The following is a 16,601-nucleotide window of genomic DNA, read 5'->3' on the forward strand; positions in this document are numbered from 1 at the left end:
TGCAGCAAAATAACCATCATGTCTTCCCACGTGCTTGATCGCCGAACCTTGTTGAGCCTCATGGGGCTGGGTTCCCTTTGGTCGCTTCCTTCCCTCGGTTCGGCCGAGCTGGTGACGATTTCCGTGGGCGGTCAGGGCCTGCTGTATTACCTGCCGCTGGTGATTGCCCAGCAACTGGGCTACTTCGAGGCCGAGGGCCTGACCGTGCGCATCGATGACTATCCGGGCGGGTCGCAGTCGCTGCAGGCGCTGGAATCGGGCGCCGCCGATGTGTGCGCGGGTGCCTATGAACACACGCTTGTCGCGCAGCAGCGCGGCAGTGTGCTGCGTGCCTTTGTCGTGCAGGGGCGTGCGCCGCAGATTGCGCTGGGCGTGTCCTCGCGCTGGATGCCGCGCTACCAGACGCTGGCCGACCTGCGCGGGCGGCGCGTGGGCGTGTCCTCGCTGGGCGCATCCACGGCCCGGGCCGTGCAACTGATGCTGCTGGGCGATGGTCTGGAGGCCGATCTGGTGCAATTGGTGGGTGTGGGCTCGGGGCCTGACGCCATGGAGGCGCTGCGCACCGGGCGCGTGCATGCGCTTTGCCATGCGGACCCGCTGATGAGCGTGCTGGAGGACAAGGGTGCCGTGCGCATCGTCAGAGACCTGCGTGATCTGCGCAGCAGCGCGCAGCTGTACGGCGGCTCCATGCCCTCGGGCACGCTGTACGCGACCCAGGCCTTTTTGCGCAAGAACCCGGCCAAGGCCCAGGCGCTGAGCAATGCCATGGTCCGATCGCTCAAGTGGCTGCAGACCGCCGCGCCCATGGATGTGCTCAGGGCCGTGCCTGCACCCTATCTGCTGGGTTCGCGGCGCGCCTATCTGTCGGCCTTCGAGCACATGCGCACCACCATCTCGCCCGATGGCCTGATGCCCGATGACGGGCCTGCCACGGCCCTGCGCGCCCTGGTCCGGCTCAACCCTGCGCTGGCGCGCAGCGGTATCGACCTGGAGCGCTCGTTCACCAACGAATTCGTGCGGCAGTCCCGCCAGCGTTTCCACACCTGAGCCCCCGGGCCGTACGCAAAAGAGCCCGCGAAAGCGGGCTCTGTGGAGGGGGCAGTGAGGGTGCCTTCAGCGCTTTTTCACCTTGGATGGCTTGCCCCCACGCGGCGCCGTGGTGACCGACACCTTGGCGTTGCGGTTTTGCGGCTGAACGGCCACCTTGCGTGCGGTTCCGGTGGACTTGGCCGCCCGGGCATTGCCGCCGCTGCTGGCGCGCACCGGCAGGTAGGCCACCAGCGATTGGCCGGCATGCAGGGTGGCGGAGGACTTCAGGTCATTCCAGTCCGCCAGATTGGACGCGCTGACGCCGTAGCGGTTGGCCACGCTGATGAGCGTGTCGCGCTTGCGGGCCTTGATGGTGGTGCGGCGCGTGACGATCTCGGGGGCAAAGCTGATCTGGCCGTTGTCGGCCACGTGGCCGGCCACGTCGGCACGCACGTTGGCGCCGCGCGGCACCATGAGCGCGGAGCCGGCCTTGATCAGCATGCGCGGGGGGGATGTTGTTGAGGGCGCGCAGGTCGGACTCGCCCAGGCCCACGCGCTGGGCCGCCTCGGCCACGCTGATGGTGGAAGGCACGGTCCACACGGTCCAGCTCGCGTACTGGCCTTCGTCGAAGGCCTGCATGTTGCGGCGGAACACCTTGGCGTTGTCCCAGGGCAGCAGGATTTCCGGCGTGCCGGCCGCAAAGATCACCGGCTTGCGGAAGCTGGGATTCAGCGCCTTGAAGTCATCGGTCGACACGTCGGCCAGCTTGGCCACCAGTTCCACGTCGATGTCACGGGTGATGGTGACGGTCTGGAAGTAGGGGTGGTTCTCGATCAGCGGCAGCTCGGTGTTGAACGCATCGGGGTTGGCCACGATGTTCTTGACGGCCTGCAGCTTGGGCACGTACATGCGGGTCTCGGCCGGCATCTGCAGGTCGGTGTAGCCCGTGGGCAGGCCCAGCTTCTCGTTGCGCTTGATGGCGCGGCCCACGCTGCCTTCGCCCCAGTTGTAGGCGGCCAGGGCCAGGTGCCAGTCGCCAAACATGTCGTAGAGCTTTTGCAGGTAGTCCAGCGCGGCGCGCGTGGAGGCCAGCACGTCGCGGCGGTCGTCGCGGAAGGCGTTTTGCTTGAGGTCGAAATAGGTGCCGGTGGCCGGCATGAACTGCCACATGCCGGCCGCCTTGGCGGTGGAGACGGCCTGCGGGTTGAAGGCGCTCTCGATGTAGGGCAGCAGCGCCAGCTCGGTGGGCATGTTGCGCCGCTCCAGTTCCTCGACGATGTGGAACAGGTACTTGCTGGAGCGCTCGGTCATGCGCTGTATGTAGTCGGGCCGGCTGGCATACCACTGCTCGCGGTCCTTGACCAGATCCTGGTCCAGGTCGGGCATGGCAAAGCCCTGCCGAATGCGTACCCACAGATCGCCCGTGGTCTCCAGCGAGGCCACGCCGCCGTTGCCGGCGCTGCCTGTGCCCAGCGGGCTCAGCGGTCCGTTGGGGTACATCGGGGAGTGCGGTGCGGTGCTGGGGGCGGGGGCCGTGCTGGCCAGGTCCGGGCTGCTGGTGGTGGCGCAGCCCGCAAGAGCCAGCAGGCTGCCCAGCAGCAGGGTGTGTAGCAGTTTCATCAGAAGACGTTTTTCCATTGGCGCAGGCCGGCCAGCACGCTGGCGGGGTCCTGCTGTCTCACCTGTGCGTCGAAGCCTGCGGCGGCGGCGGCCACTGCGGATTCGCGCGTTCTAAGAAAGGGATTGATGGAGCGCTCGGTCTCCATCAGGGAAGGCAGCGTGGGCCGGCCGGCCTCGCGCAACGCCTGACAATGCCTCTGGTAGTGAGCCAGGGCCTGGTTGTTTGGTTCCACGGCCTGCGCAAAGCGCAGGTTGGACATTGTGTACTCATGTGCGCAGCAGACCAGGGTGTTGTCCGGCAGCGCGGCCAGATCGTCCAGCGATTGCTGCATCTGCTGCGGCGTGCCTTCGAACAGGCGCCCGCACCCCCCTGAAAACAGCGTATCCCCGCAGAACAGCACGGGCTGCGCCTGCGCCGCCGTGCTGTAGAAGGCGATGTGGCCGCTGGTGTGGCCGGGCACGTCAATGACCTGCCAGGGGCCGCCCAGGGCCTGCACGGTATCGCCACCCTGCACGCGCTGCACGGGTTCGGGCAACTGCTCGTAGGCGGGGCCCCAGACCTGGGCGCCCGTGGCCTGGCGCAGCTGCGCCACGCCGCCGACATGATCGGCATGGTGGTGGGTGACTAAAATGCCCTGCAACTGCAAGTCCAGCTGGCGCAGGCTGGCCAGCACGGGCGCTGCATCGCCGGGATCGACGACCAGGGCTTGCCCTGCGTCGTACAGCAGCCAGATGTAGTTGTCGGAAAAAGCGGGGATGGGCAACAGGTTCATGAGCAGCAAAATTATAGGGACGCATCACTGGACGCAATCTGCCCTCGGCCACTACCTGCTGGAATGGGAGCAGCAGCGCTGCGACGAGGCGGTGGCCGATATTTTCGGCTATCACAGCCTGCAGTTGGGCATGCCCATGCTCCAGGGGCTGCGCGCCAATCGCATGCCGCACCGCTGGCTGGCCCTGGATTCCATGCAGGATGCGGTGCCAGCCGAGGCAGTGCCGCCGCTGGAGGTGCCCGTGGCGCTGCTGGCCGATCCGGCCGCGCTGCCGTTTTCCGAGGCCAGCCTCGACCTCGTCGTCATGCCGCACACGCTGGAGACCTCGCCGGACCCCCATGCCGTGTTGCGCGAGGCGGCCAGGGTGCTGATGCCCGAGGGCCGTATCGTCGTGTGCGGGCTCAACCCCGCCAGTCTGCTGGGCGTGCAGCGCCGTGCCGAGCGCGGCGTGTATCTGCCCGATGTGGGCTGGGGCGTGGGCTACTGGCGGCTGCGCGACTGGCTGCGATTGCTGGCCTTCGAGATCGAGGCCGTGCAGTTCGGCTGCTATCGTCCTGCCGTGCAGACGGATCGCTGGCTGCGGCGCTGGCAGTTCATGGACCGCGTGGGGCGGCTGGGCTGGCCCATGCTGGGCGGCGTGTACTGCGTGGTGGCCGTCAAGCGCGTGCCGGGCGCACGCATGCTGGAGCCTGCCTGGCGTGGCCGCGCAGCCGTGTCGGGCGCCTCCGTGCCTGTGGCCCACCGCATGCCGGCGCAGGCGGTGCAGGGCAGCGATCCGCATTCCAACCGGCCTGAAGGCCGGGCCATTCAACCCAAGGAAATTTTTTGAATCAAGTTGTTATCTACACGGACGGCGCCTGCAAGGGCAATCCGGGCCCCGGCGGCTGGGGCGTGGTGCTGGAGGCCGGCAGCGCCAGGAAAGAGCTGTTCGGCGGCGAGCTGAACACGACCAACAACCGCATGGAGATGATGGCCGTGATCGAGGCGCTGTCCGCGCTCAGGCGGCCCTGCGATGTGGTGCTCTACATCGACAGCCAGTACGTGCTCAAGGGCATCACCGAATGGATCCATGGCTGGAAGGCCAAGGGCTGGAAGACGGCCTCCAAGGAGCCGGTCAAGAACGTAGAGCTGTGGCAGCGGCTGGACGCCCTGGTCCAGGGTGGTGGCCACCGCATCGACTGGCGCTGGGTCAAGGGCCACGCAGGCGACCCTGGCAACGAGCGGGCAGACGCCCTGGCCAACAAGGGTGTGGACCAGGCACTGGGGCGCTGAGCGCCTGGTGCGGGGCGGGTGCAATGCCCGTCCCTTGCTTCCATCTTCCGAGACCTACCTACAACGCGGTAGATGAAAACCCCAGAACCAGAATTCGGCCCGCGCAGCTAATATTTCCATAAGTGGAAATTAGTTCGCGCCTTGCCAAGCATCTTCCGTGGCGTGGTGTTCAAAATTGCCACTTGTGGAATTTTTTTACCCATCTCACGATGAAAGAGCCTTGCGATGAAATACAAAGCAATTGCCGCATTGGCGATGCTGGGCGGCGCGGGAGCGGCGCTGGCCCAGAGTTCGGTGACGCTGTACGGCAGCATGGACCTGACCATGCCCTGGATCAGCGATGTGCGCGGGAGCCGGCTGACGCGCATGGATTCGGCCATTTCCCAGCCTGACCTCTGGGGCCTGCGCGGCTCCGAGGACCTGGGCGGTGGCATGAAGGCCTCGTTCCAGCTGGAGAACGGATTCCTCACGGACATCGGCTCGCCGATCTCGCCGACCAGCTACTTCAACCGGGCTTCCTGGGTGGGTCTGGACAGCGCGTCGATGGGCTCGGTGCGGCTGGGTCGCCAGGTCGATTTCACGGCCGGCACGCTGAGCCAGTGGGGCAACGGCTACCAGCTCTACAACTTCTATCTCTACCACCCGGGCAACCTGGACGGCCTGTCCAGCCAGTTTCCGGTGGACAACTCCGTGGTCTACCTGACGCCCAGCATGGGCGGGATGCAGTTCGGCGCGCAGTACGGCTTTGGCGAGGTGCCGGGTCGCTCGCAGGCCAACCGTACCTACAGCGTCATGGGCAGCTATTCCAGTGCCAAGCTCAATCTGGCCGTGGCCTACACCGATGCGCGTGGCCGTGCCTTCGATATCGCCGGGCGCACGGGCCTGGCGAACGCGCTGGGCCAGGACCTGGTGGCGGGCCGGCCGCTGGTGCTCGATACCTTCCAGGTGCTGGGCATCGGCGGCGGTTACCAGCTCGATGCGCTTCCGGTCCGGCTCAACGCGCTGCTGACGCGCTCCACGCTCAAATACGGCGGGGCCTCCAGCAACATGAGTGCCCTTGACCTGGGCCTGGCCTGGCAGACCAGCCAGTCCGTGACCATCAACACGGGCTACTCCTTCAGCCGCTTCGAGCAGACGAAGTGGAACCAGGTCCACCTGGGCGCGCGCTACGCCTTCTCCAAACGCACGCAGCTGCATGCCTCGGTCACGCACCAGCGCGCCTCGGATGGCGTGGCGGCGATGAATTCCGTGGGCGTTGCCAGCGGGCGCACGCAGACCGTGATTGCGGCAGGCATACACCACTCGTTCTGAGAGGCATGAGACATGCAGCCCGGTCGATGCGGGCGCATTGGAGACCCCACGATGAAATTCACCCTCAATTCCCGAAGCGTGGCCTTTGACGGCGACGGGCAAACCCCGTTGCTGTGGGTGCTGCGCGATCACTTCAAGCTGCCCGGCACCAAGTTCGGCTGCGGCATCAGCATGTGCGGAGCCTGCACGGTCCATGTCGATGGCGAGCCGGTGCGCTCCTGCGTGCTGCCCGTCTCGACGGTGGGCGGCAAGGCGGTCACGACCATCGAAGGGCTGTCCAGCAACCGTTCCCACCCTATCCAGAAGGCCTGGATGGACAAGGACGTGCCGCAGTGCGGCTACTGCCAGTCCGGCATGGTCATGGCCGCTGCCGCGCTGCTCAAGACCCATCCACAGCCCACCGATGCGCAGATCGACGAGGCCATGACCAATCTGTGCCGCTGCGCCACCTACCACCGCATCCGGGAGGCCATCCATGCCGCAGCGTCCAAGCAATGAACGGGGCCGCACGGCCGGCTCTGCCATCTCGCTGCGGCGCAGGCATCTGCTCCAGAGCGCTGCTGCGCTGCTGGTGGCCCCTGCTGCCGGCAGCCTGCTGATTCCGCTGGCGCAGGCCGCGCCAGCGGAGGCCGGTGCAGCGGCAGCAACGGCTTCCTCCATCGGCGACTGGGTCTGGATCGAGCCTTCGGGGCAGGTGGTGATCGGCGTGTCGCAGTGCGAGGTGGGCCAGGGCATCTACACGGGCCTGCCCCAGGTGCTGGCCGACGAGCTCGATGCCGACTGGGCCAGCGTGACCGTGCGCTTCGTCACGGGGCGCGACGCCTATCGCAACGATGCGGGCGAGATGCCGTTCCAGCAGTTCGTGGGCGCGTCGATGTCGATGAACTATTTCTACGAGCGCATGCGCCTGGCCGGTGCCCAGGCCCGTGATGTGCTGCTGCGTGCCGGCGCGGCCCGGCTGGGCGTGCGGGCATCCCAGTGCAGCACGCGCGCCGGCCGCGTGCTGCACTCCGCGACGGGCCGCAGCGTGGGCTACGGCGAGATCGTGGCCGAGGCTTCCAGGCTGTCCATCGCCGCGCGCCCGCGCATGAAGTCGGCTTCCGAGCAGGGCCTGATTGGCCGCAACCTGCGCCGGGTGGACACCCCGGCCAAGGTCGATGGCAGCGCGGTCTTCGGCATCGACGTCGAGGTGCCCGGCATGCTGATCGGCGCCGTGCGCATGGCGCCCAGCGTGACGGGGCGCATCGTACGCATCCGCAACGAGGCAGAGGTGCGCGCGCGCCCCGGCGTACATGCCGTCGTGCGCACCACGCAGTGGCCCGACCCTGAGCCCAGCACCGTTGTCGTGGTGGCCGATTCGTACTGGATCGCCAAGCAGGCCGCCGACGCGCTGGACATCGAATTCGACGCCGGCGCGGCGGCCGGCGTGGACAGCGAGCGCATCCATGCGCAGTTCGTCGCAGGCCTGGCCAGCGACAAGGCCGTCGTTGCCCGCAGCCTGGGCAAGCCGCGCGAAATGCTGGCGGCGGGCAAGCCGATCACGGCCGACTACCACTCGCCCTACATCACGCACGCCACCATGGAGCCGCTGGCCGCCACTGTCCATGTGCGCGACGGCGAAGTCGAGACCTGGGGGCCCTACCAGGGCCAGGACTTCCTGCGCGGCGAACTCGGCAAGGCCTGCGGGGTGCCTGCGGACAAGGTCATCGTGCACACCACGTTCCTGGGCGGCAGCTTCGGGCGCAAGTACATGCCCGACTTCGCCTTGCATGCGGCAGCGGCATCCAAGGCCGTGGGCCGGCCCGTCAAGGTCATCCGCTCGCGCGAGGACGACATACGGCATTCCTACTACCGGCCCGGCGCATCGGGGCGCTTGAGCGCCGTGCTCGGCGCCGACGGCATGCCGGCCGCGCTGCATGCACGCATCTCGGGCCAGTCGTTGTACGGGGCCATCAACCCCAAGAAGATGGCCGATGCAGGCGGCTGGGACGAGACCATGGTCGAGTCCATCTACGACCTGATCTACGGCGTGCCCAACCTGCTGGTGGATGCCGTGGACGTGCAGCAGCCCATACCGCTGAGCTATTTGCGCAGCGTAGGCACCACGTCCAGCGTGTTCTTCCTGGAAAGCTTCATCAGCGAGCTGGCCCACACCGCAGGCGTGGACGACTACCAGTACCGGCGCCGCCTGCTGGCCGGCCAGCCGCTGGCGCTGGGCGTGCTGGATGCGGCGGCGCGGGCCGCGCGCTGGGAGCAGCCCGCACCGGCAGGGCTGCACCGCGCCATGACCTTCAACGTCTACACGGGGCGGGGTGAGAGCTTCCAGACCTTCGTCGCACTGGTCATGGAATTGCGTGTTGTGGAAGGCCGCGTGCGGCTGGAGCGCGCCATCTGCGCCATCGACGCGGGCCGCGTGGTCAACCCGGGACTGGTCAAGGCCAATGTTGAAGGCGGCATCGGCTTTGCGCTGACCAACACCTTCAAGAGCCGGCTGGGCTTTGACAAGGGCGTGGTGCAGCAAAGCAATTTCCACGACTACCCGCTGCTGCAACTGTCCGAAATGCCCCGCGTGGAGGTGGTCCTGGTCGAAAGCGACCGGCCGCCCCAGGGCTGCGGCGAAGTGGCCCTGGGCCCCACGGCGCCCGCCGTGGCCACGGCCCTGTTCCATGCCACCGGCCGCCGGTTCCGCTCCATGCCGCTGCCGCAGGACATCGCGTCCACCTGATCACCACTCCAACCCCGCTTTTTTTGAGAAAAGGAATTTCATGCAAGTCGAACACATCACCCCGTGCATAGGATCGGAGATATACGGCATCGATCTCTCGGACCCGGCGCAGGTGCATGACCATGCGGACGCGCTGCGCAAGCTGCTGGCCGAGCGCCAGGTCATCTTCTTCCGCGACCAGACGCTGGACCCTGCGCAGCAGGTGCGCGTGGCCCAGGTGTTCGGCAAGGTAGAGCCCGTGTCCTCCACCTTTCCCTCGCACCCGGACGATCCCCATGTCGAGCTGCTGATCAGCCAGGGCACGCGCACCGGCACCGACATCTGGCATGCCGACCTGACCTGGCAGACCAAGCCGCCCGCCGGTGCCTGCCTCTACGCCGTGGACGTGCCGCCCACGGGCGGCGACACCATGTGGGCCAGCATGACCACGGCCTTCGCCTCGCTGGCGCCCGAGCTGCAGGCCTATCTGCGCAAGCTGCGCGCCACCCACAACTGGGAGGCGCCGGCCCTGAGGCAAAGCCTGATGCGCCGCGATCCCTCGGGCGAGGCCTATCGGGCCACGCGCCTCAAGCATCCGCCGCTGGAGCAGCCCGTGGTCCTGGTGCACCCGGTGACCTGCCTGCCCGTGGCCTTTGTGAACTCGCTCTACACCACGCACATAGAAGGCGTGACCAGCGACGAGAGCGCGGCCCTGATCGCCATGCTCAGCGGGCTGGCCAAGGTGCCTGAATGGCAGGTGCGCTTTCGCTGGCGCAAGGGCTCGGTGGCCATCTGGGACAACCTGGCCACGCAGCACTACGCGGTCAATGACTACCACCCCGCAGCGCGGCGGATGCACCGTGTGGCGATACGCCAGGCTTGAGCCCGGCAACGACCTTTGCTGACAATGAAAAAACCACGATGAAAGCCCTCTCCATGAAAGCGAAACGCAGAACGCTCGCCCTGGGCGCGGCCATGGCCCTGGCGCTGCTCGCCGGTCCGGCGCAGGCCCAGACCTACCCCCACAAGCCGGTCACCATCGTCGTGGCCTACCCCGCAGGCGGCGATACCGACGCGCTGGCGCGGCTGCTGGGCGAGAAGCTGTCGGCCCGCATCGGCCAGTCCGTGCTCGTGGACAACCGCGCGGGCGCCAGCGGCACCATCGGCAGCAGCTATGTGGCCAAGGCACCGGCCGATGGCTACACGCTGCTGCTGGCGCCCAATACCTTTGCCATGGCCCAACTGGTGCTCAAGCTGGGCGCGGGCCACGGCTACGACGTGCTCAATGGCTTCACGCCCGTGATCGAGGTCGGCTCCACTTCGCTGTTCCTCGTCGCCGGGCCCGGTGCGGGCGTGCGCAGCTTCAAGGAGGCCATCTCCTCCAGCCAAGGCCGCTCGCTGGGCTATGCCACGCCGGGCAACGGCTCGCCCATGCACTTCCTCGGCGAGATGGTCCGGCGCGCCACGGGCGCCCGCTTCGAGGCCATTCCCTACAAGGGCGTGGCCCCGGCCGTCACCGATGTGGTGGGCGGCCATGTGCCCTTCACCTACAGCACGCTGGGCTCCATCGCCCCCTACCTGCCCGGCGGCAAGCTGGTGGCGCTGGCCGTGGCCGACGCCCAGCGCTCACCGCTGGCGCCCGACGTTCCCACGCTGGCCGAGCTGGGCTACAAGGACGTGGAGCTGACCGCCTGGTACGGCCTGTTCGGCCCCAGGAACATGCCCGCCGAGGTGGTCAAGCTGCTCAATACGCATCTCAACGAGATCCTCAGGATGCCCGACGTGGTGGCGCGCATGGCCACGCTGGGAACCGTCCCTGTGGGCGGCCCGCCCCAGCGGCTGGGCAAGACCAATGCCGGCGATTTCGAGCGCTTCGGGCGGCTGGTCAAGGAGCTGGGCATACAGCCTGACTAGATTGAACAGGCGCTGAACGAAAGGAGGGAGGAAGCAGCGGGCGCCGGCGCAAGTCATCCCGGGTGGTGGCCCGGGGAAGGAGGGTGGTCTTGCGCCGGCGCATCCTGCCTGATGCGCTCGGCCAGCAGGTGAGACATGAAGCGCAGGTAGCGCTCGATCTGCTGGTCTGCCTCGGGTCCCTCACCGAACAGTTCGGCCAGCAGCGGCCGTGCCGTGGGCAGGAAGGCCGAAATGCTGAGGATGGCCAGGTGGATGAAGCGCGGGTCCACCTGTGCCGGGTGGCTGGCCTGTGCTCCGTTCATCAGCATGGTCGAGGTCAGCTCCAGCCCGCGCCGCGTGATGCGCTGCAGCGGCGTGCCCGAGGGCGGCGGCTCTTCTTCGCTTTCGTAGTGGTAGATCTCGGAGAGCGCCAGCCGCTCGAACTGCGGGTGCTCGCGCATGAAATCCAGCCGCAGCAGCAGGCGCTGGTAGACGCGCTCTTCCACCGTGCCCTGCGTCCTGAGCGCCACTTCCATGCGGTTTTGCAACTCGCGCATCAGGGACTCCGTCACCTCCTGCAGCAAGCCCTTGAGGCTGCTGAAGTAGTAGCGCACCAGGGCACGCGTGACACCGGCTGCCGCCGCGATTTCCAGAATGCTCAGCTGCTCCGGCGTGCGGGTCTTGAGCAGGTTGACCGTGGTCTGCAGGATGATGTCTCGGCCGACGGCATCGTCGGCCAGCGGGCGGCCGCTGTTGCGGCGGGGCTTCTTGGGCGCGGATTCGGTTGGCTTCTTTTGAGGCGGCATGCGGGCCATTGTCGGCGATACACAGGCAGCGGCCGCGCCGCAAGTGTCAGGGCTGGGCGGTGATGCGGGCCAGCGCATCCGCGATCTCGCGGGCCTGCTGGGGCCGCACCAGCCTTTGCACCTCCTGCCCGTCACGCAGAAAGATCAGGGTGGGCCAGAGCTTGACGCGGTAGCTGCGACCCAGGGCCCGGCCGGGGCCGTCTTCCACCTTGATGTGGGCCACCTGCGGGGCGGCATCCAGCGCCTGGGCAATCAGCGGTTGCGCGCCCTGGCAGTGGCCGCACCAGGCGGTGCCGAACTCCAGCAAGGTAGCGCCGGGCAGTGTGTCGACGGTGCTGCGATCGGGGGCGTCGGTCAGGTGCTTGGACTGGAAGGGCATGGGGCAATCTCCTGTCAGGGAAAGGCCTGCAGCGGCAGGATGGACACGGTTTCGCCGGCTTGCACGGCACCGCGCTCATGTTCGAGCACGATGAGGCAGTCGGCCTCGGCCATGGAGCGCAGCACGCCCGAACCCTGCGGCCCGGTGGTGCGGACCAGGCAGCGGCCATCGGCGCCTGTGGACAGAAGGCCGCGCTGGTATTCGGTGCGGCCCGGCCGCTTGGACAGCGCATGGGCAGCCACGGCCTGGGGCAGGGCGGCCGGCTCGGCAGCTGCCTGCGCAGCGCCCATGAGCTGCAGCAGTGCCGGACGGACAAAGACCAGAAAGCTGACCATGGCAGCCACGGGATTGCCAGGAAGGCCGATCAGCACCGTGGTGCGTGCAGGCGTGCGGCTTGCGGCAAACGGCGTGCCCGCATCAGGCTGCAGCAGGCCCACGGCCAGCGGACGGCCGGGCCGCATGGCCAGTCGCCAGAAGTGCACGCAGCCCATGCGCTGCAGCATGGCGCGCGTGTGGTCGGCCTCGCCTGCGCTGATGCCGCCGCTGGTCAGCACCACGTCGGCCAAAGAGGCGGCTTCGCGCAGGCGCTCCTGCAGGGCCTCGGGCTCGTCGGCCACCACGCCCAGGTCCAGCACCTGCACGCCCATGCGCTGCAGCAGGCCGATGAGGCTGAAGCGGTTGCTGTCGTAGACCGCACCCTCGCGCGGCGCCGTGCCGGGGTGGAGGATTTCATCGCCCGTGGAGAAATAGGCCACGCGCAGCCGCCTGCGCACGCGCACCTGGGGCTGGCCCAGGCTGGCGATCAGGCCCAGGGCCGCGGGATGCAGGCGCTGGCCCGCCGCCAGGGCCACGCGGCCCAGGCTCAGGTCCTCGCCGCGCAGGCGCCGGTTGTCCCCGGCACGCACGCTGCCTGCCGGAATGCCGATGTGGTCAGTGCCTGCGGACACGGTGCGTTCATGCGCGATCACCGTGTCCAGCCCGCTAGGCAACACGGCGCCGGTCATGATCTTGATGCACTCGCCGGCCTGCACGGTGCCGTGCCAGGGTTTGCCGGCCAGGGCCTGGCCGACTACGCGCAGCACCAGCGGTGCAGCGGGCGAACCGGCGTGAGCTGCCTGCAGCTGGCCACCATCGAAGGCATAGCCATCCATGGCGGCGTTGTCATGCGCTGGCACATCGACGGGGGAGACGATGTCTTCGGCCAGCACGCGGTCCAGCGCATCGGCCAGCGCCAGCGTCTCCAACTCTGCCACCGGGCCCAGGGGCTGCAGCAGGCTGGCCAGCTGTGTCAGGGCCTGATCGACCCTCAGGTCCTGGGTGGATGCGGTGGTGGGGGATGCGGGCTGGAAGGATGCTGTCATCAGAACGGAATCCGGTTGGGCAAGGCGGCGTGCGGGCCGGCGGCGCGGGGCACTACGACGGGGTGGCTGCGGCGCGCGCCAGCGCCTGCAGCTCCTGCTGCGTGTTGGCGTTGGCAAAGGCCAGCGGGCTGTCGCCCGCGCGGTCGAAGAGGGCCGGGGCGCAGCGGTGCTGGCCCGTCCATGCATCGATCTTGCGGCCGCCCGAGCGTATGAACGATTGCAGACTATCACGCAGCGATGACCGCATCAGGCAGAACACGGGCTGGGCCCGCAGCAGGGATTGATCTGCGTCAAGCGAGTGCTCCCAGCCATGGGCGACGACGATGTCGGCCGCAGGCTGCTGCGACAGCGCTGCCTGCACAAGCCGCTCCACAAGGTCCAGCGGGAACAGCGGCGTATCGCAGGGCACGCAGACCAGCCAGGGCGTCCGGCAGTGCATCAGGCCACTCAGGAAGCCGGCCAGCGGGCCGGGATAGTCGGGTTCGGCATCGGGCCAGACCGGCGCACCGTGGGCCGCGCCCAATTGCGCATAGGCCTCGGCATGGCGATTGGCGTTGATCAGCAGATGCCCGACCTGGGGCGCCAGGCGGTCCAGCGCATGGGCTGCCAGCGGCTGGCCCAGAAAGGGCTGCAGCCCCTTGTCGATGCCGCCCATTCGCATGCCGCGCCCGCCTGCCAGCACGCAGCCCGTGATGTCGTTCAGGGGCAGGGGGACGTGCAGGGGAGCGGGATGGGAAGAAGGGGGCATGTGGGGCGGGAGGGAGCAGCGGGAAAAGGAGTAGGGGGCGGGGCGGCGATGGCAGGGCGCCGACACCCCGCGCACGCCGCACGGATCAGCCGCCGATGTAGCTCATCTCGATGCGCCTGCGCTGCGTGCCCGTGCTGGCCGGCAGGCTGGCGCGCAGCTCGGAGTAGCGGTCGCTGCGCTGCTGCCAGATGGGGGCCAGCGCGGAGGCGACCTCTGCATCGCTGGCGCCGCTGCGCAGCAGGCTGCGCAGGTCCCAGCCTTCGGAGGCGAACAGGCACAGGTACAGCCGGCCTTCGGTGGACAGGCGCGCGCGGTTGCAGTCGCCGCAAAAAGCATGGGTGACGCTGCTGATCACGCCGACCTCGCCCAGCGACGGGTCGTGCAGGCCGCGCGCGTCGGCATAGCCCCAGCGCACGGCCGTCTCGCCGGTGGCGCTGGGCTGCAGCGGCACCAGGGGCAGTTCGGCGCGCAGCCGGGCGATGACCTCGTCGGAGGGCAGGACCTCGTCCATGCGCCAGCCGTTGGTCGCGCCCACATCCATGTATTCGATGAAGCGCAAGGTCACGCCCGTGCCCTGGAAGTGGCGCGCCATGGGCAGGATCTGGTCTTCGTTGGTGCCGCGCTTGACCACCATGTTGACCTTGATGTTGGTCAGGCCCGCGGCCTGGGCCGCCTCGATGCCGGCCAGCACGTCGGAGACCGGGAAGTCCACGTCGTTCATGCTGCGGAACACCGCGTCGTCCAGCCCGTCCAGGCTCACGGTGACGCGGTTCAGGCCGGCGTCCTTGAGCGCGCGGGCCTTGCGGGCCAGCAGGGAGTCGTTGGTGGTCAGCGTCAGGTCCAGCGGCTGGCCGCCGGGCGTGCGCAGGGCGGAGAGCTGCTCCACCAGCGTTTCCACGTTCTTGCGCAGCAGCGGCTCGCCACCCGTCAGCCGGATCTTCTGCACGCCGTGCTGTACGAACAGGCGCGCCGTGCGCGTGATTTCCTCGAAACTCAGCAGCGAGCCGTGCGGCAGGTAGCTGTAGTTCTTGTCGAAGACTTCCTTGGGCATGCAGTAGCTGCAGCGGAAGTTGCAGCGGTCGGTGATGCTGATGCGCAGGTCGCGCAGCGACCGGCCAAGCCTGTCCTGCAGATCGCCGGTGGGCGTCTGCAGCAGACTTGGCACGGCGGCCGGGCGCGTGGGGGAGCGCTCGTCGACCAGGGGGATCACTCGTTCTGCCATGCCTGTGATTTTGCCCGAATGCCTATGCCCAGGCACTGCGCAAGCCTGCAGTTCTTGATCTGTGTCTAGACGCAGCGCGCTCCGTCCACCTCGATGCAGGTGCCGCTGATGAAGGCGGCCTCGTCGCTGGCCAGATACAGCGCGGCATTGGCCACGTCCCCTGCGGTGGAGAAGCGGCCCAGCGGAATGGTCGCCAGAAAGCGTGCGCGGCGCGCTTCGTCCACCGGGCCGCCGGCGAACTCGGCGGCCAGGCCGGTGTCCGGGTTGAACACGGGGTTGATGCAGTTGACGCGGATGTTCTCGGGCCCGAGCTCGGCCGCCATGGACTTGCTGGTGATGATGACGGCACCCTTGGAGCCGTTGTACCAGGTCAGCCCTGGCCGAGGGCGCAGGCCGGCCGTGGAGGCGATGTTGATGAAGCTGCCGCCGCCAGGGCGGCCATCGGCCAGCGCTGGGTTGGCGCGCATGGCGGGCACGCCGTGCACGGCAGAAAGGTAGATGCTCTTGACGTTGATGGCGTAGACGCGGTCGAACTCGGCCTCGCTGACTTCGAGCATGGGGCGGTTGCGGTGCGTCCAGCCCGCGTTGTTGACGAAGGCATCGAGCCGGCCATGCGCCTGCAGCGTGGCCTCCACCAGGGCCTTGACCTGTTCGCTGCTTGTCATGTCCGCCTGCACGAAAAGTGCCCGGCCGCCTTCGGCGGTGATGGACTGTGCCACGCGCGTGCCGGCCTCGCGGTCGATGTCGTTGACGATGACCCGGGCACCTTCGGCGGCCAGCCGCTGGGCGATGCCGGCCCCGATGCCGCTGCCGGCACCTGTGACGATGATGGATTTGTCCTGGACACGCATCGGGCTTTGCTCCTCGGTCGGGGGGGTCAGGCCCCCTGGGTTTCGGTGGTTGCTGTGGTCGCCGGGATCGGGGGCGCGCCGCCTGTGCCGGGCTGCCAGCCCACGAATTGCGGGTAATAGCGGGCCACACCGGGGCCGTTGAAGTCCCAGCCCAGGCACTGGCCCAGGTGGCGTGGCGGCTGGCTGGGGTCGGCATCGCCAAAGACGCCCGGCACGGACTGGAAGGCGGCGGTGGCCATGTTGAACAGCAGCTCGCGCAGATGCGTGCAGCTGGCCACGCCGCCCAGGTTCTCGTTGATGGCCTTGCGCCAGCCGCGCGCCATGCTGCAGCCGACCATTTTCTGCATGGCCCGCGTGGCCTCGGGGCAGTGGCCCAGCGGGTGGGAATCCATGACGACCTCGATGGCCTGCACCACCAGGCGGGCATCGACCGTGGTGCGTATCCACATGTGGTGTATGGCCGTGCCGGCGGGCATGTGGCGGCCGCCGCTCAGTTCGATGTCATGGGTCTTGCTGTCGCGCAGCTCGCCTTCGATATCCCAGAGGCCGTCGGCGCGGGCGTAGCTGCGGTAGCGCACGTCGCGTTCATGCTGGGGCGTGCGGTCGGGAATGGGGGACAGGGGCATGGGGG

16 protein-coding genes and 1 pseudogene are annotated in these 16,601 nt (G+C 68.2%); 8 read left to right on the top strand and 9 right to left on the bottom strand.

The window, feature by feature from the left end; translation table 11 throughout:
- Nucleotides 1–18: 18 nt before the first annotated feature.
- Nucleotides 19–1,047, top strand: coding sequence for an ABC transporter substrate-binding protein (locus KDK82_RS04500; RefSeq protein WP_224986458.1), 1,029 nt, complete (start codon nucleotides 19–21; stop codon nucleotides 1,045–1,047).
- Nucleotides 1,048–1,113: 66 nt separating this feature from the next.
- On the opposite strand, the pseudogene KDK82_RS04505 reads toward KDK82_RS04500, so the two are convergent.
- A pseudogene (locus KDK82_RS04505) lies at nucleotides 1,114–2,650 on the bottom strand (transglycosylase SLT domain-containing protein).
- Complete coding sequence (gloB, locus tag KDK82_RS04510; RefSeq protein ID WP_012206696.1) at nucleotides 2,650–3,423, bottom strand: hydroxyacylglutathione hydrolase; 774 nt, start codon at nucleotides 3,421–3,423, stop codon at nucleotides 2,650–2,652. The pseudogene KDK82_RS04505 and the gene gloB overlap by 1 nt, the downstream one beginning before the upstream one ends.
- Here gloB and KDK82_RS04515 point away from each other — a divergent pair.
- The 7 genes from KDK82_RS04515 to KDK82_RS04545 all read left to right on the top strand — a co-directional run bounded on the left by KDK82_RS04515 (nucleotide 3,422) and on the right by KDK82_RS04545 (nucleotide 10,624).
- Nucleotides 3,422–4,252, top strand: a complete 831-nt coding sequence (locus tag KDK82_RS04515; protein ID WP_013801481.1) for a class I SAM-dependent methyltransferase — start codon at nucleotides 3,422–3,424, stop codon at nucleotides 4,250–4,252. The two genes, gloB and KDK82_RS04515, sit on opposite strands and share 2 nt — an antisense overlap.
- A complete protein-coding gene (gene rnhA / locus KDK82_RS04520) occupies nucleotides 4,249–4,695 on the top strand; it encodes a ribonuclease HI (RefSeq protein WP_013801482.1) in 447 nt (148 codons plus the stop codon). The genes KDK82_RS04515 and rnhA overlap by 4 nt, the downstream gene beginning before the upstream one ends.
- A 225-nt stretch (nucleotides 4,696–4,920) precedes the next feature.
- Nucleotides 4,921–6,006, top strand: a complete 1,086-nt coding sequence (locus tag KDK82_RS04525) for a porin (protein WP_047218951.1) — start codon at nucleotides 4,921–4,923, stop codon at nucleotides 6,004–6,006.
- 51 nt (nucleotides 6,007–6,057) lie between these two features.
- Complete coding sequence (locus KDK82_RS04530) at nucleotides 6,058–6,504, top strand: (2Fe-2S)-binding protein (RefSeq protein ID WP_012206692.1); 447 nt, start codon at nucleotides 6,058–6,060, stop codon at nucleotides 6,502–6,504.
- Nucleotides 6,482–8,731 (top strand): xanthine dehydrogenase family protein molybdopterin-binding subunit, encoded by a 2,250-nt coding sequence (locus KDK82_RS04535; protein WP_088164119.1) that lies wholly within the window; start codon nucleotides 6,482–6,484, stop codon nucleotides 8,729–8,731. Before KDK82_RS04530 ends, KDK82_RS04535 begins: the two co-directional genes overlap by 23 nt.
- 40 nt (nucleotides 8,732–8,771) lie before the next feature.
- Nucleotides 8,772–9,593, top strand: coding sequence for a TauD/TfdA family dioxygenase (locus KDK82_RS04540; RefSeq protein WP_088164120.1), 822 nt, complete (start codon nucleotides 8,772–8,774; stop codon nucleotides 9,591–9,593).
- A gap of 53 nt (nucleotides 9,594–9,646) precedes the next feature.
- A complete protein-coding gene (locus tag KDK82_RS04545) occupies nucleotides 9,647–10,624 on the top strand; it encodes a tripartite tricarboxylate transporter substrate binding protein (protein WP_088164121.1) in 978 nt (325 codons plus the stop codon).
- 53 nt (nucleotides 10,625–10,677) lie between these two features.
- On the opposite strand, the gene KDK82_RS04550 is transcribed toward KDK82_RS04545, so the two are convergent.
- From KDK82_RS04550 to KDK82_RS04580, 7 genes are all read right to left on the bottom strand, one after another.
- On the bottom strand, nucleotides 10,678–11,409 hold the full coding sequence (locus KDK82_RS04550) for a TetR/AcrR family transcriptional regulator (protein ID WP_224986460.1): 732 nt from the start codon (nucleotides 11,407–11,409) through the stop codon (nucleotides 10,678–10,680).
- 46 nt (nucleotides 11,410–11,455) lie between these two features.
- Entirely contained in the window at nucleotides 11,456–11,788 is a 333-nt protein-coding gene (locus tag KDK82_RS04555) for a thioredoxin family protein (protein ID WP_034396086.1), read from the bottom strand.
- A gap of 14 nt (nucleotides 11,789–11,802) precedes the next feature.
- Complete coding sequence (gene glp, locus KDK82_RS04560) at nucleotides 11,803–13,149, bottom strand: gephyrin-like molybdotransferase Glp (RefSeq protein WP_043818975.1); 1,347 nt, start codon at nucleotides 13,147–13,149, stop codon at nucleotides 11,803–11,805.
- A gap of 52 nt (nucleotides 13,150–13,201) precedes the next feature.
- A complete protein-coding gene (gene mobA, locus KDK82_RS04565; RefSeq protein ID WP_088164122.1) occupies nucleotides 13,202–13,897 on the bottom strand; it encodes a molybdenum cofactor guanylyltransferase MobA in 696 nt (231 codons plus the stop codon).
- A gap of 85 nt (nucleotides 13,898–13,982) precedes the next feature.
- Nucleotides 13,983–15,119 carry a GTP 3',8-cyclase MoaA gene (moaA, locus tag KDK82_RS04570; protein WP_088164123.1) on the bottom strand — a complete coding sequence of 379 codons (1,137 nt, stop codon included), beginning with the start codon at nucleotides 15,117–15,119 and terminating at the stop codon, nucleotides 13,983–13,985.
- Nucleotides 15,120–15,184: 65 nt separating this feature from the next.
- On the bottom strand, nucleotides 15,185–15,970 hold the full coding sequence (locus tag KDK82_RS04575) for an SDR family oxidoreductase (protein ID WP_088164124.1): 786 nt from the start codon (nucleotides 15,968–15,970) through the stop codon (nucleotides 15,185–15,187).
- 26 nt (nucleotides 15,971–15,996) lie between these two features.
- A complete protein-coding gene (locus tag KDK82_RS04580; RefSeq protein WP_088164125.1) occupies nucleotides 15,997–16,596 on the bottom strand; it encodes a DUF2889 domain-containing protein in 600 nt (199 codons plus the stop codon).
- Nucleotides 16,597–16,601: the final 5 nt, after the last annotated feature.

Source organism: Delftia sp. K82, from assembly GCF_002193035.1.
Classification (GTDB): Bacteria; Pseudomonadota; Gammaproteobacteria; order Burkholderiales; family Burkholderiaceae_C; genus Comamonas; species Comamonas acidovorans.